Source organism: Streptomyces sp. NPDC107498 (genome assembly GCF_055582805.1).
In genome coordinates this window covers 25,698-44,225 of record NZ_JBVJPE010000037.1, presented here as the reverse complement: position 1 = coordinate 44,225, position 18,528 = coordinate 25,698, and the positions used below count along the sequence as shown (strand labels likewise).

The following is an 18,528-nucleotide window of genomic DNA, read 5'->3' as shown; positions in this document are numbered from 1 at the left end:
TCGAGGAGTCCGGCGGAGCGGTGGATCACGCGCTGGAGCTCGGCCGGGTCGTAGAACTCCATGTGCGCGGTGAAGCCGAAGCGGTCGCGCAGCGGGGGCGGCAGGAGTCCGGCCCGGGTGGTGGCGCCGACCAGGGTGAAGGGCGGCAGTTCGAGCGGGATGGCGGTGGCGCCGGGGCCCTTGCCGACGATGACGTCGACCCGGAAGTCCTCCATCGCCATGTAGAGCATCTCCTCGGCGGGCCGGGACATCCGGTGGATCTCGTCGAGGAAGAGGATCTCGCCCTCCTGGAGGGAGGAGAGGATCGCGGCGAGGTCGCCGGCGTGCTGGATGGCGGGGCCGGAGGTGATGCGGATCGGCGCGTTCATCTCGGCGGCGATGATCATCGAGAGGGTGGTCTTGCCGAGGCCGGGGGCGCCGGAGAGCAGTACGTGGTCGGCGGTGGCGCCGCGCTGGCGGGCGGCCTTGAGGACCAGGTCGAGCTGCTGGCGGACTTTTTCCTGGCCGACGAACTCGCTGAGGTCCTTGGGGCGCAGGGCCGCCTCGACGGCCTGGTCGTCGCCCTCCGCGGAGGCGCCGACGATGCGCGCGTCCGACTCGGCGGTGCTGTCGTCGTCCCAGTTCACGGTGATGGTCTTCCTTCGTACGGGAGGTCAGCGGGCCCGGTTGAGGGTCTGCAGGGCGGCGCGGAGCAGCTGCGGCACGGGCGCGGTGCCGGTCTCGGCGAGGGCGGCCTCGGCCTGCGGGGTGACCGCGCTGACGGCCTCCTCGGCCTCGCGGCTCGCGTAGCCGAGGCCGATCAGGGCGGCGGACAGCTGCTCGGTCCACGGCGCGGGGCCGGAGGCGGCGGCGCGCTGGGCGCCGACCAGGCCGCTGCTGCCCAGGGGGGCGCCGAGCTTGTCCTTCAGTTCGAGCAGGAGCTTCTGGGCGCCCTTCTTGCCGATGCCGGGGACGGCGGTGAGGGCCTTCTCGTCGCCGGTGGCGAAGGCGAGGCGCAGCGCGTCGGGGCTGTGCACCCCGAGCATGGCCTGGGCGAGGCGGGGGCCGACGCCGCTGGCGGTCTGGAGGAGCTCGAAGACCTGCCGCTCGTCGTCGTCGGCGAAGCCGTACAGGGTGAGGGAGTCCTCGCGGACGACGAGGGAGGTGGCGAGCCGGGCGTGCTCACCGAGGCGCAGGCCGGCGAGGGTGTTCGGCGCGCACTGGACGGCCATGCCCACTCCTCCGACCTCGACGACGGCGGTCGTGGGGGCGAGGGCGGCGACGGGGCCGCTGACGAAGGCGATCATCGGGTTCGGCCTTTCACTGCGGAGGCGTGCCGGGCGGCGGCCTGCTGGAGACGGTTCTGGGCGGCGGCCTGCTGCAGCCGGTTCTGGGCGGGGGCCCGCCAGATGTGGCAGATGGCGAGGGCGAGGGCGTCGGCGGCGTCGGCCGGCTTGGGCGGGGCGGAGAGCCGGAGCAGTCGGGTCACCATCGCGCCGACCTGGGCCTTGTCGGCGCGGCCGCTGCCGGTGACGGCGGCCTTGACCTCGCTGGGGGTGTGCAGGGCGACGGGGATGCCGCGCCGGGAGGCGCAGAGCATGGCGACCGCGCTGGCCTGGGCCGTGCCCATCACCGTACGTACGTTGTGCTGGCTGAACACCCGCTCCACGGCGACGAGTTCGGGAGAGAAGCGGTCGAGCCACTCCTCGATGCCGCGCTCGATGCCGACCAGGCGGACGCCGATGTCGTCGTCCGCCGCCGTGCGGACGACGCCGACGCCGAGCATGGTCAGGGGCCGGCCGGCGACGCCCTCGACGACGCCGACGCCGCAGCGGGTCAGTCCGGGGTCCACTCCGAGTACGCGCACGACGCCCCCTTCCCGTTCTTCTCTGTCGCAAGTCTGTTTGTGCAGGCTATCGGCCGGCACTGACAACGCAGCGGGCCGACGGGGTGTGTGTCCCGTCGGCCCGCTGCTGAGAAGACCGCGATCAGGCGTCGACCTTCGCCATGACCTCGTCGCTGACGTCGAAGTTGGCGAAGACGTTCTGCACGTCGTCGCTGTCCTCCAGCGCGTCGATCAGCTTGAAGATCTTGCGCGCGCCCTCTTCATCCAGCTCGACCTGCATGGTCGGGACGAAGCTCGACTCGGCGGAGTCGTAGTCGATGCCGGCCTCCTGGAGGGCGGTGCGGACCGCGACCAGGTCGGTGGCCTCGCTGATGATCTCGAAGGACTCGCCGAGGTCGTTGACCTCCTCGGCGCCGGCCTCGAGCACCGACTCCAGCACGTCGTCCTCGGACAGCTCGCCCTTGGGGAGCACGATGACGCCCTTGCGGTTGAACAGGTACGAGACCGAGCCCGGGTCCGCCATGGAGCCGCCGTTGCGGGTCATGGCCACGCGCACGTCGGAGGCGGCGCGGTTGCGGTTGTCGGTGAGGCACTCGATGAGCACCGCGACGCCGTTCGGACCGTAGCCCTCGTACATGATCGTCTCGTAGTCGGCGCCGCCGGCCTCGAGACCCGCGCCGCGCTTGAGCGCGGAGTCGATGTTCTTGTTCGGGACCGACTGCTTCTTCGCCTTCTGCACGGCGTCGAAGAGGGTCGGGTTGCCGTCGAGGTCGGCGCCGCCGGTCCGGGCCGCGACCTCGATGTTCTTGATCAGCTTCGCGAAGAGCTTGCCGCGCTTGGCGTCGATCACGGCCTTCTTGTGCTTCGTCGTAGCCCATTTAGAGTGGCCGGACATCTGCCTGTCTCCTTCGCGTAACCAACTTCTTGAACGAACCCCAGAGATCCTACCGGGATCGCGTCACCGTTCGGCGCGCACCATGTCCACGAAGAGCTCGTGAATGCGGTGGTCGCCGGTGAGTTCGGGATGGAAGGAGGTCGCGAGGGCCCGGCCCTGACGGACGGCGACGATGTGCCCCTCGTGCTCGGCGAGCACCTCGACCCGAGCGCCGATCGACTCCACCCACGGGGCGCGGATGAAGACGCCCTCGACGGGGGAGTCGATGCCCGCCACGGTGACACCGGCCTCGAAGGACTCGTTCTGGCGGCCGAAGGCGTTGCGGCGGACGATCATGTCGATACCGCCGAAGGTCTCCTGGCCCGAGCGCGGGTCGAGGATCTTGTCGGCGAGCATGATCAGGCCGGCGCAGGTGCCGTACACGGGCATGCCGCCCGCGATCCGCTCGCGCAGCGGCTCCATCAGGCCGAAGAGGTCGGCCAGCTTGGAGATGGTGGTGGACTCACCGCCGGGGACGACCAGGCCGTCGACCTCGGCGAGCTCCTCGGGGCGCCGGACCGGCCTGGCCACGGCGTCCGCCGCGGCCAGGGCGATCAGGTGCTCCCGTACGTCGCCCTGGAGGGCCAGGACACCGATCACGGGCGTGCTCATGGGTGCTTACCAGCCCCGGTTCGCGTAGCGCTCGGACTCGGGGAGGGTGTCGCAGTTGATGCCGACCATGGCCTCGCCCAGGTTGCGGGAGGCGTCCGCGATGACCTTCGGGTCGTCGTAGAAGGTGGTGGCCTTCACGATGGCGGCGGCGCGCTTGGCCGGGTCGCCCGACTTGAAGATGCCGGAGCCGACGAAGACGCCCTCGGCGCCGAGCTGGCGCATGAGCGCGGCGTCGGCGGGGGTGGCGACGCCACCGGCGGAGAACAGCACGACCGGCAGCTTGCCGAGCTCGGCGACCTCCTTGACGAGCTCGTACGGGGCGCGCAGCTCCTTGGCGGCGGCGAACAGCTCGTTGTTGTCGAAGCCGCGCAGCTTGGCGATCTCGTTCTTGATCTGGCGCAGGTGGCGGACGGCCTCGACGACGTTGCCGGTGCCGGCCTCGCCCTTGGAGCGGATCATGGCCGCGCCCTCGGCGATGCGGCGCAGGGCCTCGCCCAGGTTGGTGGCGCCACAGACGAAGGGGGTCGTGAAGGCCCACTTGTCGGAGTGGTTGATCTCGTCGGCCGGGGTCAGGACCTCGGACTCGTCGATGTAGTCGACGCCGAGGGACTGCAGGACCTGGGCCTCGACGAAGTGGCCGATGCGGGACTTGGCCATGACCGGGATGGAGACCGCGCCGATGATCTCTTCGATCATGTTCGGGTCGGACATGCGGGCGACGCCGCCGTCCTTGCGGATGTCCGCGGGGACCCGCTCCAGGGCCATGACGGCCACGGCGCCGGCGTCCTCGGCGATCTTCGCCTGCTCGGCGTTGACCACGTCCATGATCACGCCGCCCTTGAGCTGCTCGGCCATGCCGCGCTTGACGCGCGCGGTGCCGGTCTCGGGGGACTGGAAGGTGGTGGAAGGCGTGGTGGACACGGATACCTCACTCGTGACAACGGGGGTTGACGACAAGACGAGGAAACAGGCCACCTGGGGTCCACATCAAGGGCCAATGTGGACCCGGTGGATCGTTTTCCCAGGCTACGAGGGTCAGGCCGGACGATCAGCAAGGGCCACGGGCGGCTCGTCGTCCATTTCGAAGGCCAGGGGGAAGGGGGCGTGGCCTGCGAGCCGGAACCAGCGGACCTTGCGGTGGCGGCGCAGGGCGCGGGCGGCCCGGACGGCGTCGTTGTGGAAGCGGCGGGCCATCGGCACCCGGCGCACGGCCGCGGCCAGCTCCCCCGCGGCCTCCTCGCCACCGGGCGCCTCCCGTACGAGCTCCACCTGCTCCGGCTCGCCGAAGACGGCCCGCAGCGCCTGGCTCAGCTCGCTCTCGGCGACCTCCCGGTGGTCCTCCTCCGCCTGCCGGGCCGCGTGCGCGGCCTCGTACAGCACGATCGAGGCGGCCGGGTCGAGGACGCCGGAGGTGGCGAGCTCCTGGGTGACCGAGGCCCGGCGCAGGAGCTGCGCGTCCAGGGCGGCGCGGGCGGCGTCGATGCGCGAGTGCAGCCGGTCGAGCCGTCCGGCGGTCCAGCTCAGATAGACGCCGATGAAGATCAGCGCGACGACGGTCCAGATCAGGGTTTCGGTCACGGGCGCACAGGCTACCGGGGCGGCGCCCGCACCCGTCATGGGCGATCCTCCCGCACGGGCACCCACCGCACCCGCCACGGGCGACAGCCCCGCACGGGCGATCACCCGCGCGGGGCGGGGTCCGGCCTACAGCCGCAGCCGGGCCCTCAGGCCGCCCGTCCGTTCGTCCGTGTCCACCGCCGCCGCCCCGTCCGCCACCGTCTCGTACACGGCGAGGATGTCCGCTCCCACCGTCGACCAGTCGAAGCGCCGCACGTGCGCCGAGCCCCGGGCGCTGAGTTCCGCGCGCCGTTCCCCGTCCCCGAGGAGCGCGATCGCCGCGTCCGCGAGCGCGTCGGCGTCCTCGTTGGCGAAGAGTTCGCCCGCCGCCCCCTGGTCGAGGACCTGCGCGAAGGCGTCCAGGTCGGAGGCGAGGACGGGCGCGCCGGCGGACAGCGCCTCGACGAGGATGATGCCGAAGCTCTCGCCGCCGGTGTTGGGCGCCACGTACACGTCGACGCTGCGCAGCAGCCGCGCCTTGTCCTCGTCGCTGACCATGCCGAGGAACTCCACCCGGGAGCGCATCTCGGCGGGCAGCGAGGCCACGGCCTCCTCCTCGTCGCCGCGCCCGGCGACGAGGAGCCTGGTGCCGGGCCGTTCGGCGAGGATCCTCGGGAGGGCCCGCATGAGGACGGGCAGGCCCTTGCGCGGCTCGTCGATGCGGCCGATGAAGCCGAGGGTCTCGCCCTGCCACTCCTTCTTCGGCTCGGCGCGGGCGAAGAAGTCGACGTCGACGCCGTTGGGGATGACGACCGCGTCGCCGCCGAGGTGCTCGACGAGCGTGCGCCGCGCGTACTCGCTGACCGCGATGCGGGCGCTGATCTTCTCCAGGGCCGGCTGGAGGATCGGGTACGCGGCGATCATGGCCCGCGAGCGCGGGTTCGAGGTGTGGAAGGTGGCCACGATCGGCCCCTGCGCCGCCCAGCAGGTGAGCAGCCCGAGCGACGGCGAGGTCGGCTCGTGGATGTGGACGACGTCGAAGGTGCCGTCGTGCAGCCAGCGGCGGACCCGCGCGGCGGAGAGGAAGCCGAAGCTGAGCCGGGCCACCGAGCCGTTGTAGGACACGGGCACGGCACGGCCCGCGGAGACGACGTACGGCGGCAGCGGGGTGTCGTCGTCGGCGGGGGCGAGGACGGAGACCTCGTGGCCGAGGCGGACGAGGTGCTCGGCGAGGTCGCGGATGTGGAACTGGACGCCGCCGGGCACGTCCCAGGAGTACGGGCAGACGATCCCGATCTTCACGCGTCCGGCCCCCGCCGCTCGTCCAGGTCCGAGAGCCACAGTCGTTGCAGCATGTGCCAGTCCTCCGGATGGTCCGCGATGCCGTCGGCGAAGGCGTCGGCGAGCGCCTGTGTCATGACGGACGTCCTCTCGGCCCGCGTACCCGCCTCGGGTACGTCGACGGGCGGGTGGATCCGCCCCTTCATGACCGGCGTGTCGTCGTACCAGAGCGTCACGGGCAGCAGCAGCGCGCCCGTCTGCTGGGCGAGGATCGCCGGGCCCGCCGGCATCCGCGCCGTGTCCCCGAAGAACGTGACCTCGGTGCCGGAGGACGACAGGTCGCGGTCGGCGACCAGGCAGACCAGGCCGCCGGCCCGCAGCCGGCGCGCGAGCGTGCCGAAGGCGGAGCCGCCGGTGTGCGGCAGGACCTCCATGCCGAGGGACTCTCGGTAGGCGACGAACCGGTCGTACAGCGACTCGGGCTTGAGCCGCTCCGCGACCGTCGTGAACGGCACGCCGACCGAGCGGGTCACCCAGACGCCCGCGAGGTCCCAGTTGGCCAGGTGCGGCAGGGCGAGGACGACCCCGCGCCCGGAGGCGAGGCCCTCCTCCAGGTAGTGGCGGTCCTTGACGTCGATGGACCGTTCGACCCGCTCCCTGCTCCAGGTCGGCAGCCGAAAGGACTCCATCCAATACCGCATGTACGAGCGCATGCCGGCCTTCGACAGCTCGGCGAGCCGCTCGGGCGTGGCGTCCGGCACCACGCGCGCGAGGTTGGACTCCAGGCGCAGGACGCTCTTGCCGCGCCGCTTCCACGCGAAATCGGCGATCCGCCGTCCGAGGCCCGTCGCCACCGGCTCCGGCAGCTTCTTCACGGTCGCCCATCCGGCGCCGTACAGGCCGTCGCTCAGGCGTTCCTTCAGGGTGCTCACGAGGCCGCCCCGCCGCCCCCGGCCGCGGCGGCGTCCGCCTCGGCCGATTCCCGGCGCACGGTCACGACGCGCTGGCCCAGGGTGACGGCGCTGCCGACGGCCACGATCCACAGGGCGATCGGGAGCAGGACCTGGATTCCGGGCACGCCGAACGCGTGGAGTCCGGCGAGGCCCGCCGCGACCAGCGAGATCACCAGGCGCTCGGCGCGCTCGACGAGCCCGTTCACGGCGACGGGCAGGCCGATCGATTCGCCCCGGGCCTTGGTGTACGAGACGACCTGGCCGCTCGCCAGGCAGAAGATCGCCACGGCGCACAGGACGTCGTCGTCGCCCTTGCCCGCGTACCAGAGCGCGAAGCCGCCGAAGATCGCGCTGTCGGCGACCCGGTCGAGCGTCGAGTCGAGGAAGGCTCCCCATCGGCTGGAGATCCCCGCCTGACGGGCCATGTTGCCGTCGACGAGGTCGGAGAAGACGAACAGGGTGATGACGATCGTGCCCCAGAAGAACTCTCCGCGGGGGAAGAAGACCAGCGCACCGGCCACCACCCCCGCCGTGCCGATGAGCGTGACCGCGTCGGGGCTGACGCCCCGCCGGAGCAGAAACGCGGCGAACGGTGTGAGGACACGCGTGAAAAAGGCACGCGCGTACTTGTTCAGCATGGCCTTCCCGAGGTTCGGTGGGCCGCGCGGCCCCTACGACCACCGGCGCGCCCATCGTAGCCACGCGCGTCCCGGCGCACCGGCGGGCACCCGTCCCCGCCGCGTCGGCGTCCCTCCGGGAGCCTCCCGCGTGTACGACGTATGGACGCGTCCCGGCGTCGGTGCAAAGCTCGAAGGACCACCGCGGGCACCGCAGGAGCCGTACCGCGACACACCACTCCCCCGCGCCCGCGTCCCGCCGCACCGTGCGAGCAGTCGGGAGGAAACATCATGGGTGACAAGGCGAAGACGCCCGCCGGGGCCGCCGGCAGGGCTCCTACGGCCGACCGGCCCTCGGCCGTGCGGAACGTGGTGCTGGTCGGCCACAGCGGATCGGGCAAGACGACCCTCGTCGAGGCCCTGGCGCAGACCGCGGGGGCGGTCAACCGGGCCGGACGGGTCGAGGACGGCGCCACGGTCTCGGACTACGACGAGATCGAGCACCGCCAGCAGCGGTCCGTACAGCTCTCCCTCGTCCCGGTCGGCTGGGGCGGATACAAGATCAACCTCCTCGACACCCCCGGGTACGCCGACTTCGTCGGGGAGCTGAGGGCCGGTCTGCGCGCCGCGGACGCGGCCCTCTTCGTCGTCTCGGCCGCCCAGGAGGCCGACGCCGTCGCCGCCTCCACCCGCATGATCTGGGAGGAGTGCGCCGCCGTCGGCATGCCCCGCGCCATCGTCGTCACCCACCTGGACACCGCGCGCACCGATTTCACCGAGCTCACCGCCGTCTGCGCGGAGCTCTTCGGCCGGGACGACCCCGACGCGGTCCTCCCCCTCTACCTGCCGGTGCGCGGCACCGAGGGGGCCGACGGGCACGCGCCCGTCACCGGACTGGTCGGCCTGCTCTCGGAGCGGATCTTCGACTACTCCTCCGGGGTGCGCCGGGAGGAACCGCCCGACGGGGCGCAGCGGGAGCTCATCGCGGAGGCCCGCGCCCGGCTCATCGAGGGGATCATCGCCGAGAGCGAGGACGAGACCCTCATGGACCGCTACCTCGGCGGCGAGGAGATCGACGTGAAGACCCTCGTCGACGACCTGGAGAAGGCCGTCGCCCGGGGCTCCTTCCACCCGGTGCTCGCGGCCGCCCCCGCCGCCGACGGCGGGACGCAGGGCCTCGGCACCCTCGAACTCCTGGAGCTGATCACCGGCGGCTTCCCCTCCCCCCTGGAGCACGAGGCGCCCACCGTCACCACCCCCGACGGCCGCTCCCGTCCCCCGCTCGCCTGCGACCCCGAGGGGCCGCTGGTCGCCGAGGTCGTCAAGACGGCCGCCGACCCCTACGTGGGCCGGATCTCCCTGGTCCGGGTCTTCTCCGGCACCCTGCGCCCCGACGAGACCGTGCACGTCTCCGGCCACGGGCTCGCGGACCGGTCCCACGACGGCCACGACCTCCACGAGGCGGACGAGCGGGTCGGCGGGCTCACCTCCCCCTTCGGCAGGCAGCAGCGCCCGCTCGCCGCGTGCATCGCCGGTGACCTCGCCTGTGTCGCCCGGCTCGGCCACGCCGAGACCGGTGACACCGTCTCCGCCAAGGACGATCCGCTCCTGATGGAGCCGTGGACCATGCCGGAGCCGCTGCTGCCGCTGGCCGTCCGGGCCCACGGCAAGGCCGACGAGGACCGGCTCTCGCAGGGCCTCGCCCGGCTCGTCGCCGAGGACCCGACCCTGCGGCTCGAACAGAACCAGGACACCCGGCAGGTGGTGCTGTGGTGCCTGGGCGAGGCCCATCAGGACGTCGCCCTGGAACGTCTGCGCGGCCGGTACGGCGTGCAGGTCGACGCCGTGCCGTACGAGGTGGCGCTGCGCGAGACCTTCGGGAGCGCCGCCTCGGGCCGGGGCCGGCACGTCAAGCAGTCCGGCGGCCACGGCCAGTACGCCATCTGCGAGATCGACGTGGAGCCGCTGCCGCCGGGCAGCGGCATCGAGTTCGTCGACAAGGTGGTCGGCGGGGCCGTCCCGCGCCAGTTCGTCCCCTCCGTCGAGAAGGGGGTGCGGGCGCAGGCGGCGCGCGGGCTCGCCACCGGCCATCCGCTCGTCGACATCCGGGTCACCCTGCGGGACGGCAAGGCCCACTCGGTGGACTCCTCCGACGCCGCCTTCCAGACCGCCGGGGCGCTCGCGCTGCGCGAGGCGGCCGCCGACGTGCCCGTCCACCTGCTCGAACCGGTCGCCCAGGTCGACGTCCTCGTCCCGGACGAGTACGTCGGCCCGGTCATGAGCGACCTGTCGGGGCGGCGCGGCCGGGTCGTCGGGACCGACCAGGCCGGTCCCGGGCGGACCGTGGTCAGGGCCGAGGTGCCGGAGATCGAGATCGGGCGGTACGCGATCGACCTGCGCTCGATCTCGCACGGCACCGGCCGGTTCGACCGTTCCTACGCCCGGCACGAACCGATGCCGCCGCAGCTGGCGGCGAAGATCCGCGAACGGGCCGGAAAGGGCTCCTAGTTGGCGGAACGGCAGGAATGACGTCCGCCCGGCGGTCACCGGGCGGACGTCATTCGGCCGACGCCATCCACAGGCCGTGACGCATCAGGCCGTACCCGGTTACGCTGGGGTGCCCAGCTCAGAAGGTGTGCGGGGCGCGGCAGTTGGGAACAGCCCGCACAGGTACTCGCGCGCGATGGGGGCGGCAGTGGCGATCGACGGTTTCGGACCGGGGGCTCAGATCCCCCTCCAGAACTCGGGAGGCGGTACGGGCGCGACGAACGCGCTCGCGTCCGCCGCGTACCGGGACAGCCCCCTCAAGACGATCCAGGAAGCCGACAACGAGCTCTACAGGACCACGGTCAAGGAAGGGAAGTGGGGGCTCTTCAGCCCCGACCTCGGCGAGGCCTTCTGCCGCGCGGTCCAGGTCCGCATGCTCGGCGGCGCCCGCAAGGCCCTGATCCAGTCCTTCGGGGCCGAGCCGCAGCCGGTGGTCGAGCACTGCCTCGCAGCCTCCCACCTGCGCCGGCAGCGCGACGTCAAGCTGACCCTGGTCACCTTCTTCTGCGGCGTCCTCTTCCTGCCCGGACTGCTGATCTGGCTCGGCGTCATCCAGCTGCGCCGCTTCGTCTCCGGCTCCGACAACAGGCGCAACAGCGCCCTCGGCACCGCCCTGCTGTGGGCCGCCGGGCTCTTCGGGGCACTCGTCCTGATCAGGCTGCCCTTCGACGGGTTCCTGTGGAACTACCTGCGCGCGATGGTCGTCCTCCCGGTCGTCGGCTGGTACCTCGCGAGCCGCATCTGCCTGAACGCCGCGATCGACCTGCGCGATCGCTGGTCCGGCCTGCTCGGCGGCGGCGGGATCGGCCCGCACGTCCCCAAGTCCGTCCCCCAGGACCCGGGCGAGAAGTCGGCGGAGGCCCTCCGGGTCAACCTGGAGAAGCTCTCCGCGGAGCAGCAGTCCAACATCGTCTTCTACGCCGGCACCAAGGGGATCCTCGGCCTGGGCACCCGCTGGGGCAGCTGGACGCTCGCCGAGGAGCTGGTCCCCCAGCCCGGCCGGGAGCTCCACGCCTTCCGCGCCTGGGACGTCATCCGCAGGATCCACGACGAGCTGACGCTCCTGGAGCGCGGCTCGCTGAAGACCGGCTTCCCCAAGCCGACCGTCAAGCACTGGATCGTCTCCCCGGTCGGCGAGGGCGCCGACGAGGTCACCCGCCCCGAGGGCGACGACGTCGTCCACTACCAGGTCAAGCCGCACGAGATACAGCGCATCTGCAACGACCAGCAGTTCGGCGCGGGCAACCGTCACTACCTCGGCGTGCAGTTCACGCTCTGGGACGGGAACCTCGTCCTCACCATGATGATCACCGTCACCTCGCTCCACCACACGCTCCGGATCGAGGTCACCGGCCACGCGCTCGGCCCCGTCCACGGCCTCTTCACCACGAAGCCCAAGGCGAAGACGAGGGAGGTCGCCAAGACCGTCCGCTTCTGGGAGACGAAGGAGATCCAGCAGCCGCTGCTCACGACCAACGACATCGTGCGGCTCGCGGTGCGCGCCCCGTTCACCTGGTACCCGCCGGTCCTGGATTTCCTCGGCGGCAAGATGACCCTGCCCGAGCCGTTCGGCCTGCGGCACGTCTGGGCCGGGCCGCTCTGGAAGAACCGCTTCATGGCCGACGACGCCATCCGCATGGCCACGCCCGTCCTCCGGGCCGTCCACGCCGCCGCGCTCAAGGTGCTCGACGAGCACAACGTGGACACGGAGCGCTTCGCCGCCCGCTCGCTGTTCCTCAGCGGCAGCGTCCAGGACCCGGGCCCGAAGAAGGCCGACGTCTACGACGCCTGACCCGGGTCCCCCGCGGCGCTCAACGGCTCACAGGGTGGCCGGCCAGGCGTCGGCCAGCATCTTCCGGGTGTCGGCGAGCAGCTGGGGCAGCACCTTGGTGTGCCCGACGACCGGCATGAAGTTCGTGTCCCCGCCCCAGCGCGGCACCACGTGCTGGTGCAGGTGCGCGGCGATGCCCGCGCCGGCGACGGCGCCCTGGTTCATGCCGATGTTGAAGCCGTGCGCGCCGGACGCCGCCCGCAGCGCGACCATCGCGCGCTTGGTGAAGGCGGCGAGCTCGACCGTCTCCGCCTCGTCGAGGTCGGTGTAGTCGGCGACGTGGCGGTACGGGACGACCATCAGGTGACCGCCGTTGTACGGGTAGAGGTTGAGCACCGCGTACACGCCCTGGCCGCGCGCGATCACCAGACCGTCCTCGTCCGACTTCGACGGAATCACACAGAACGGGCAACCGTCCTCCGACCCCGGCCCGGTCGGCTTGTTCTCGCCCTGGATGTACGCCATCCGGTGAGGCGTCCACAGGCGCTGGAACGCGTCCTGCGTCCCCACTCCGATCTGCTGCTCCGGCTCAGTCGTCATGCTGTGCAGCATATTGCGTCGCCCGTTCGGAACGTGTCGCCGGGGCGGAGGATCCATCCGGCGGCCATGCTGATCCGATGAGCGTCAGGCCACCGAAACCACCCCGGCAGGAGCGCTGGGACCGTCGCATGGAGATCCCCCTCGCCGTGGCCTCCGGCGTCTACCTGACCGGCTACGCGGTGCGGATCCTCGCCGGCTCCCACCTCCCCCGGTTCTGGCTCGACCTCTGCCTCGCCGTCACCCTCGCCGCCTGGGCCGTCTTCGGCGTGGACTACGCGGTACGGCTCCGGCTCAGCGGCCAGGGCGTGCTGCGCTTCGTCCGCTCCCACCTCCTCGACACGGTGGTCCTGGCCCTGCCGCTGCTGCGGCCGGTGCGCATGGTGAACCTCTACTACCGGCTGCAGGGCCGTCGCGACACACCGCGGTTCAGCCTGTACGGGCGGGTGATGGTCTACGCGAGCCTCAGCGCGTCCCTGCTGGGCTTCGCGGGGGCGCTCACCGTCTACCGGTACGAGCGGGACGCCCCCGGCGCCACGATCCTCACCTTCGGGGACTCCGTGTGGTGGACCTGCGCGACGCTCGCGACGGTGGGGTACGGGGACGTGGTCCCGGTGACCCCGATGGGCCGACTGGTGGCGGTGGGCATGATGGCCTGCGGGCTCGCGCTCCTGGGCGCGGTGACGGGCTCGTTCTCGTCCTGGCTGATCCAGGTGTTCGCCCGGGAGGACGAGAAGGGGGACGGGAGGAGGCCCCCGGGGGATCCCCCGGGGGCCTCCTGAACGGCTCGGGTCGTCAGACCTGGACGCGGTCCTCGACGATCTTGGCGAGCTTGGCGATCGCCTCGTCGACGGGGATGCCGTTCTCCTGCGAACCGTCGCGGTAGCGGAAGGAGACGGCACCGGCGGCCATGTCCTCGTCACCCGCGATGATCATGAACGGGACCTTCTGCTTCTGGGCGTTCCGGATCTTCTTCTGCATCCGGTCCGAGGAGGAGTCGACCTCCACCCGCAGGCCCTGCTTCTTCGCCTTGGCGGCGAACTCGTGCAGGTAGTCGACGTGCGCGTCGCCGATCGGGATGCCGGTCGCCTGCACCGGGGCCAGCCACGGCGGCATCGCGCCCGCGTAGTGCTCCAGGAGCACGGCGAAGAAGCGCTCGATCGACCCGAACAGCGCGCGGTGGATCATGACCGGGCGCTGCTTGGTGCCGTCCGGCGCGGTGTACTCCAGGTCGAAGCGCTCCGGCAGGTTGAAGTCGAGCTGCACGGTCGACATCTGCCAGGTGCGGCCGATGGCGTCCCGCGCCTGCACCGAGATCTTCGGGCCGTAGAACGCGGCGCCGCCCGGGTCGGGGGTCAGCGGGAGGCCCTGCTTCTCGGCGACCTGCTGGAGGACCGCGGTGGCCTCCTCCCACACCTCGTCGGAGCCGACGAACTTCTCCGGGTCCTTGGTCGACAGCTCCAGGTAGAAGTCGGTCAGACCGTAGTCGCGGAGCAGGTTGAGGACGAAGGTCAGGGTGCGGTCGAGCTCGTCCGCCATCTGCTCGCGGGTGCAGTAGATGTGCGCGTCGTCCTGGGTGAAGCCACGGGCCCGGGTGAGGCCGTGGACGACGCCGGACTTCTCGTACCGGTACACGGTGCCGAACTCGAACAGGCGCAGCGGCAGCTCACGGTAGGAGCGCCCGCGCGCGTCGAAGATCAGGTTGTGCATCGGGCAGTTCATGGGCTTGAGGTAGTAGTCCACGCCCTCGTCGAGCTGCATGGGGGGGTACATGCCCTCGGCGTACCAGTCCAGGTGGCCGGACTTCTCGAACAGCTTGCCCTTGGTGGCGTGCGGCGAGTAGACGAACTCGTAGCCCTCCTCCTCGTGGCGCTTGCGCGAGTAGTCCTCCATGACCCGGCGGATGATGCCGCCCTTGGGGTGGAAGACCGCGAGGCCGGAGCCGATCTCGTCCGGGACGGAGAAGAGGTCGAGCTCGTTGCCCAGCTTGCGGTGGTCGCGCTTCTCGGCCTCGGCCAGGAAGTCGAGGTGTGCCTTCAGCTCGTCCTTCGACGGCCAGGCGGTGCCGTAGATGCGCTGGAGCATCGGGTTCTTCTCGCTGCCGCGCCAGTAGGCGGCCGCGTTGCGCATCAGCTTGAACGCCGGGATGTTCCGGGTGGTCGGCAGGTGCGGACCGCGGCAGAGGTCCTTCCAGCACAGCTCGCCGGTCTTGGCGTCGAGGTTGTCGTAGATGGTCAGCTCGCCGCCGCCCACCTCGACGTTCGCACCGTCGTCGGTCGACGCGGAGCCCTTGATGCCGATGAGCTCCAGCTTGTACGGCTCGTCCGCCAGCTCCTCGCGGGCGGCCTCGTCGGTCACCACGCGGCGGGCGAAGCGCTGACCGCGCTTCTGGATCTCCTGCATCTTCTTCTCGATGACCTTGAGGTCCTCGGGGGTGAAGGGCTTCTCGACGTCGAAGTCGTAGTAGAAGCCGTCCCGGACCGGCGGGCCGATGCCCAGCTTGGCCTCGGGGAAGAGCTCCTGCACGGCCTGGGCCATGACGTGCGCGGTCGAGTGGCGCAGGATGTCGAGACCGTCCGGGGAGGAGATCTCGACGCCCTCGACGACATCGCCGTCGGCGAGCTCGTACGACAGGTCCTTCAGTTCGCCGCCCACGCGGGCGGCGATGACGGTGCGGTCGTCGGCGAACAGGGCGCCGGCGGTGGTGCCCGCGCTCACCGCCCTCTCCTCTGCTTCCGAGGCGGACTGGACGGTCACACGGACATCAGACACGGGTGCTCCATACATAAGGGCGCGGGCAGACACGAGGTGCCGGCGCCGGCGACGCGCGGCAGAGACGAGGTGCCGCGTCGTCACCGATCCTACCGAGCGGTCCGCACCGCCCGCGAAAGGGTTTCCCGGCCCAGCCCCGGCCCTCACTCCCCGTCCGGCCCGCACGCCTCCTCGAAGAGGTCCAGGTTCTCGTACAGGCCCTTCAGCAGCCGGTCCCGCTCCGTCTCGTCGACCTGGACGGGGACGACCCCGGTGGCGTCGGTGAGGCGGCGGAAACCTCCCCGGCTCTCCAGCCTGCCCGCGACCCGGATCGGGAGGCCGACGAGGTGGGCGTGGCCGGCCGTGCGGTACGCCTCCTCGTCGAGGGCGACCCGGACGTGCGGCACCTCCGCGCCGCCGAGCACCCGCAGCCGTACGATCCCCTCGCCGCGCGGCCCGGAGCGGCGCATCCGGACGACGACGCCGGTGAGCCGGACCGGTACGGACGGCTCGTCGGTCAGGTAGCGGGCGCTCGCCTCCCGCAGGGCGGGCAGGTCGCCGGGCGAGAACTCGACCGGTTCGGGCCGGGGCGCGCACCCCTCGGGCGCGCCGGCGGACGGCGCCCACTCCAGGGCGACGCGGGCGCCTTCGGTGCCCCGGACGAGCGCGACGAGGGCCTCGGTGAGCTCGCGGCTGACGCCCGCCTCGACGGCGGCGTCGAAGGCCTCCGTGCCGCCGGTGGCCCGCTGGTAGTCGGTGGCCTCGCGGGCCGCGTGGAGCGCGTGGTAGAGCCGGACGGCGATCGGGCGGCCCGGTTCGACCGGCAGGAAGGCGGTGAGGCCGCGGCCGCCGGGCGCCGCGCCGACGACGGCGGTCTCCAGGGAGGCCTGGGCGGCCCGGCGGTGGCGGGCGCCGTGGTAGCCGGCCCGGCCGCGCACCGCGAGGGCGCCGGCGAGGAGGAGCTGGCGGGCGGCGGACCTGAGCTGCTCCTGCACGGTCCAGGGGACGGTGCCGGCCGGGCCCGGGGGCACGTCGCGCCACCAGCGGACCTCGTCGCTGGGTACGGAGAGGCCGGTGAGGACCTCGCGGGCGGAGGGCGTGGCGCTGCGGGCGAGGGCGGTGAGCGCCTCGCCGAGCAGGTCCTCGCAGTCCGGGAAGGCGCGGCTCTCCGGGACGAGGAGGCTGGTGCCGGTGCCGCTGCCGGGCGGCGTCCAGCGGCTGTAGCGGCCCACGGCGCCGCCGCGCCGCCGCCAGCCGTGCCGGGCGAGCAGCGCGCCGAGGACCCGCGGGTCGACCCCGCCCGGGTCGGGGGTGCCCTGGGTGTCGGCCCACGGTCCGACGGGCGGGGCGGGGACGCCGGTCCAGGGTCCGGGGGTCTCGCCGGGCGCCGGGTGGGGCCGGTAGGGCGGGGGGACGGAGCCGCGGCCGGCCCCGTCCCCCTCGTCCCCGAATCCTGGTTCGTCGATCGGTCGGTGCATCAAGGTCTCCCTCCCACGCCGACCCGGGTCATGATCTCGCAGAGCGCCCGGTCGTCGAAGATCCGCGTCGTCGGGACGCGCACGGTGGTCCGGCGCCGTCCCGTGACCGGGTGCCCGGCCAGGTTGATCCAGTAGCAGCAGTGCCGCAGGTCGAGCCGGTCGTGGCTCGCCCTCAGCCAGTCCTCCTGTGACCTCGGGACGAGCATCACGACGAGGATCTTGTGCACGGACACCGGGGTCCGGGCGAGTTTCACCAGGTGGTCGTTGTCGAGGGTGAACGAGAACGCGGTGGACGCGTCGCCCGGCGGGCGCGGTGCTATCTGGTAGGTGCACTTGAGCTGCACCTTGATGGTCACTTCGTCGTCGACGGTGTGCCCGGGAGCGCTGTGGCTCACGTGCCAGTCGATGCCGTTGTCCGGAAAGGGCTGGGACAGCGAGCAGCCGGCCGCTGCGGCGACGGCGTGCAGGTATCCCACCTGAAGGGTCTCCATGCAGGCGGTGGTGGCGAGTGAGCCGCGCGTCGGCGCCGCCCGCTGGGGCGGCAGCCCTCCCGACTCGGGCTGGGCGAGCGCCATGTCGTCTTCCTTCCCCGTCCCTTGTGTTGTGACCGGTCCGCGTACGACGCAAACAGTCCGGGTATCACCGTTTCGGGGCAGGGGGTTGGCCATCTGCCGCGGGTGTGCAGGGAGTTCGGGGATGTCGATGCACTGGTACGAAGGGCCCCTGGCCGCTTTCGACACGGAGACCACGGGAGTTGACGTCGAGGAGGACCGGATCGTCTCGGCCGCCCTCGTCGTCCAGGACACGGAGGGGGCGCGTCCGCGGGTGACGCGCTGGCTGGTCAACCCCGGCATACCGGTGCCGGAGGGCGCGACGGCCGTCCACGGCCTGACGGACGACCACCTCCAGCGGTACGGCCGGTGGCCGGCCCCGGTGATGGAGGAGCTGGCGCGCGCGCTGGCCGAGCAGTCGGCGGCGGGACGACCGCTGGTGGTGATGAACGCGCCGTTCGACCTGACGATCCTGGACCGCGAGCTGCGTCGGCACCGGGCGTCGACGCTGGGCGACTACACGGCGGGCAGCCCCCTGTGCGTGCTCGATCCGCGGGTCCTGGACAAACACCTGGACCGCTACCGGAAGGGCCGCAGGACGCTGACGGACCTGTGCGCCCACTACGAGGTCGACCTGTCGGGCGCGCACGACGCCGCGGCGGACGCGACGGCGGCGATGGATGTCGTGCGGGCGGTGGCGCGGCGCTTCTCGTCCCGTCTCGAACGGCTGACGCCGACGGAGCTCCACACGCTCCAGGCGGTGTGGCACGCGGCGCAGGCGCGGGGGCTCCAGGCCTGGTTCACCCGGCAGGGCACGCCGGAGACGGTGGACCCGGCGTGGCCGCTGAGGCCGGAGCTGCGCACGGCGGCGTGACGGGCCGGAGAAAGCGGAAGGCCGGTCCGTCTTTCGACGGACCGGCCTCTCCCGGTGGGCGATACTGGGATCGAACCAGTGACCCCTTCGGTGTGAACGAAGTGCTCTCCCGCTGAGCTAATCGCCCGGGAACGGGTTGAACCATACAGGCCCGCGCGCCCTTCGTTCAAACCGCGCCGA

General features: G+C 72.1%; 18 protein-coding genes and 1 tRNA gene. 4 read left to right on the top strand and 15 right to left on the bottom strand.

Going from position 1 to position 18,528, the window contains the following annotated elements; all coding sequences use genetic code 11:
• From ruvB to pgsA, 10 genes are all read right to left on the bottom strand, one after another.
• Positions 1-626: Holliday junction branch migration DNA helicase RuvB (ruvB, locus tag ACZ66Z_RS35360; RefSeq protein WP_469939978.1), on the bottom strand; the 626-nt coding region annotated here is incomplete at its 3' end.
• A gap of 27 nt (positions 627-653) precedes the next feature.
• Entirely contained in the window at positions 654-1,286 is a 633-nt protein-coding gene (gene ruvA, locus ACZ66Z_RS35355) for a Holliday junction branch migration protein RuvA (protein ID WP_469939977.1), read from the bottom strand.
• Complete coding sequence (gene ruvC / locus ACZ66Z_RS35350; protein WP_469939975.1) at positions 1,283-1,846, bottom strand: crossover junction endodeoxyribonuclease RuvC; 564 nt, start codon at positions 1,844-1,846, stop codon at positions 1,283-1,285. The genes ruvA and ruvC overlap by 4 nt, the downstream gene beginning before the upstream one ends.
• Positions 1,847-1,967: 121 nt before the next feature.
• On the bottom strand, positions 1,968-2,720 hold the full coding sequence (locus ACZ66Z_RS35345; RefSeq protein WP_361846484.1) for a YebC/PmpR family DNA-binding transcriptional regulator: 753 nt from the start codon (positions 2,718-2,720) through the stop codon (positions 1,968-1,970).
• A 63-nt stretch (positions 2,721-2,783) separates the two neighbouring features.
• A complete protein-coding gene (pdxT, locus tag ACZ66Z_RS35340) occupies positions 2,784-3,371 on the bottom strand; it encodes a pyridoxal 5'-phosphate synthase glutaminase subunit PdxT (protein WP_469939973.1) in 588 nt (195 codons plus the stop codon).
• A 6-nt stretch (positions 3,372-3,377) separates the two neighbouring features.
• Positions 3,378-4,292, bottom strand: coding sequence for a pyridoxal 5'-phosphate synthase lyase subunit PdxS (gene pdxS / locus ACZ66Z_RS35335; protein ID WP_184932491.1), 915 nt, complete (start codon positions 4,290-4,292; stop codon positions 3,378-3,380).
• Between the two features lie 114 nt (positions 4,293-4,406).
• Positions 4,407-4,949 (bottom strand): hypothetical protein, encoded by a 543-nt coding sequence (locus tag ACZ66Z_RS35330; protein WP_469939972.1) that lies wholly within the window; start codon positions 4,947-4,949, stop codon positions 4,407-4,409.
• A 126-nt stretch (positions 4,950-5,075) separates the two neighbouring features.
• A complete protein-coding gene (locus ACZ66Z_RS35325; RefSeq protein ID WP_469939970.1) occupies positions 5,076-6,230 on the bottom strand; it encodes a glycosyltransferase family 4 protein in 1,155 nt (384 codons plus the stop codon).
• Entirely contained in the window at positions 6,227-7,141 is a 915-nt protein-coding gene (locus ACZ66Z_RS35320; protein WP_469939969.1) for a phosphatidylinositol mannoside acyltransferase, read from the bottom strand. Before ACZ66Z_RS35320 ends, ACZ66Z_RS35325 begins: the two co-directional genes overlap by 4 nt.
• On the bottom strand, positions 7,138-7,800 hold the full coding sequence (gene pgsA / locus ACZ66Z_RS35315; RefSeq protein ID WP_469939968.1) for a phosphatidylinositol phosphate synthase: 663 nt from the start codon (positions 7,798-7,800) through the stop codon (positions 7,138-7,140). Before pgsA ends, ACZ66Z_RS35320 begins: the two co-directional genes overlap by 4 nt.
• A 270-nt stretch (positions 7,801-8,070) precedes the next feature.
• Between pgsA and ACZ66Z_RS35310 the strand changes: the two genes are divergently transcribed.
• Both ACZ66Z_RS35310 and ACZ66Z_RS35305 read left to right on the top strand, forming a co-directional pair.
• Positions 8,071-10,287 (top strand): elongation factor G-like protein EF-G2, encoded by a 2,217-nt coding sequence (locus ACZ66Z_RS35310; RefSeq protein ID WP_469939966.1) that lies wholly within the window; start codon positions 8,071-8,073, stop codon positions 10,285-10,287.
• Between the two features lie 175 nt (positions 10,288-10,462).
• Positions 10,463-12,118 carry a hypothetical protein gene (locus ACZ66Z_RS35305; protein ID WP_469939964.1) on the top strand — a complete coding sequence of 552 codons (1,656 nt, stop codon included), beginning with the start codon at positions 10,463-10,465 and terminating at the stop codon, positions 12,116-12,118.
• A 27-nt stretch (positions 12,119-12,145) separates the two neighbouring features.
• Here ACZ66Z_RS35305 and ACZ66Z_RS35300 read toward each other — a convergent pair whose 3' ends face one another.
• On the bottom strand, positions 12,146-12,709 hold the full coding sequence (locus tag ACZ66Z_RS35300; protein ID WP_469939963.1) for an HIT family protein: 564 nt from the start codon (positions 12,707-12,709) through the stop codon (positions 12,146-12,148).
• A 65-nt stretch (positions 12,710-12,774) separates the two neighbouring features.
• Here ACZ66Z_RS35300 and ACZ66Z_RS35295 point away from each other — a divergent pair, with 65 nt between their 5' ends.
• Positions 12,775-13,476 carry a potassium channel family protein gene (locus ACZ66Z_RS35295; protein WP_469939961.1) on the top strand — a complete coding sequence of 234 codons (702 nt, stop codon included), beginning with the start codon at positions 12,775-12,777 and terminating at the stop codon, positions 13,474-13,476.
• Positions 13,477-13,489: 13 nt separating this feature from the next.
• On the opposite strand, the gene thrS is transcribed toward ACZ66Z_RS35295, so the two are convergent.
• The 3 genes from thrS to ACZ66Z_RS35280 form a co-directional block, all read right to left on the bottom strand.
• Positions 13,490-15,466: a threonine--tRNA ligase gene (gene thrS, locus ACZ66Z_RS35290; RefSeq protein ID WP_469939960.1), complete on the bottom strand. Its 1,977-nt coding sequence runs from the start codon at positions 15,464-15,466 to the stop codon at positions 13,490-13,492.
• 143 nt (positions 15,467-15,609) lie between these two features.
• A complete protein-coding gene (locus ACZ66Z_RS35285; protein WP_469939959.1) occupies positions 15,610-16,923 on the bottom strand; it encodes a serine/threonine-protein kinase in 1,314 nt (437 codons plus the stop codon).
• Entirely contained in the window at positions 16,923-17,498 is a 576-nt protein-coding gene (locus ACZ66Z_RS35280; RefSeq protein WP_469939957.1) for a DUF4365 domain-containing protein, read from the bottom strand. Before ACZ66Z_RS35280 ends, ACZ66Z_RS35285 begins: the two co-directional genes overlap by 1 nt.
• 121 nt (positions 17,499-17,619) lie before the next feature.
• On the opposite strand from ACZ66Z_RS35280, the gene ACZ66Z_RS35275 reads away from it, so the two are divergent.
• Positions 17,620-18,348 (top strand): exonuclease domain-containing protein, encoded by a 729-nt coding sequence (locus tag ACZ66Z_RS35275; protein ID WP_469939956.1) that lies wholly within the window; start codon positions 17,620-17,622, stop codon positions 18,346-18,348.
• 55 nt (positions 18,349-18,403) lie between these two features.
• Here the strand turns inward: ACZ66Z_RS35275 and ACZ66Z_RS35270 are convergent.
• Positions 18,404-18,475: transfer RNA gene (locus ACZ66Z_RS35270), tRNA-Val, on the bottom strand.
• Positions 18,476-18,528 lie beyond the last annotated feature (53 nt).

Excerpts from the sequence above, each read along its gene's own strand:
- ruvA (WP_469939977.1), bottom strand. The coding sequence starts at position 1,286 with ATGATCGCCTTCGTCAGCGGCCCCGTCGCCGCCCTCGCCCCCACGACC.
- ACZ66Z_RS35345 (WP_361846484.1), bottom strand. The coding sequence starts at position 2,720 with ATGTCCGGCCACTCTAAATGGGCTACGACGAAGCACAAGAAGGCCGTG.
- pdxT (WP_469939973.1), bottom strand. The coding sequence starts at position 3,371 with ATGAGCACGCCCGTGATCGGTGTCCTGGCCCTCCAGGGCGACGTACGG.
- pgsA (WP_469939968.1), bottom strand. The coding sequence starts at position 7,800 with ATGCTGAACAAGTACGCGCGTGCCTTTTTCACGCGTGTCCTCACACCG.
- ACZ66Z_RS35310 (WP_469939966.1), top strand. The coding sequence starts at position 8,071 with ATGGGTGACAAGGCGAAGACGCCCGCCGGGGCCGCCGGCAGGGCTCCT.
- ACZ66Z_RS35305 (WP_469939964.1), top strand. The coding sequence starts at position 10,463 with ATGGGGGCGGCAGTGGCGATCGACGGTTTCGGACCGGGGGCTCAGATC.
- ACZ66Z_RS35300 (WP_469939963.1), bottom strand. The coding sequence starts at position 12,709 with ATGCTGCACAGCATGACGACTGAGCCGGAGCAGCAGATCGGAGTGGGG.
- ACZ66Z_RS35295 (WP_469939961.1), top strand. The coding sequence starts at position 12,775 with ATGAGCGTCAGGCCACCGAAACCACCCCGGCAGGAGCGCTGGGACCGT.
- ACZ66Z_RS35285 (WP_469939959.1), bottom strand. The coding sequence starts at position 16,923 with ATGCACCGACCGATCGACGAACCAGGATTCGGGGACGAGGGGGACGGG.
- ACZ66Z_RS35280 (WP_469939957.1), bottom strand. The coding sequence starts at position 17,498 with ATGGCGCTCGCCCAGCCCGAGTCGGGAGGGCTGCCGCCCCAGCGGGCG.
- ACZ66Z_RS35275 (WP_469939956.1), top strand. The coding sequence starts at position 17,620 with ATGTCGATGCACTGGTACGAAGGGCCCCTGGCCGCTTTCGACACGGAG.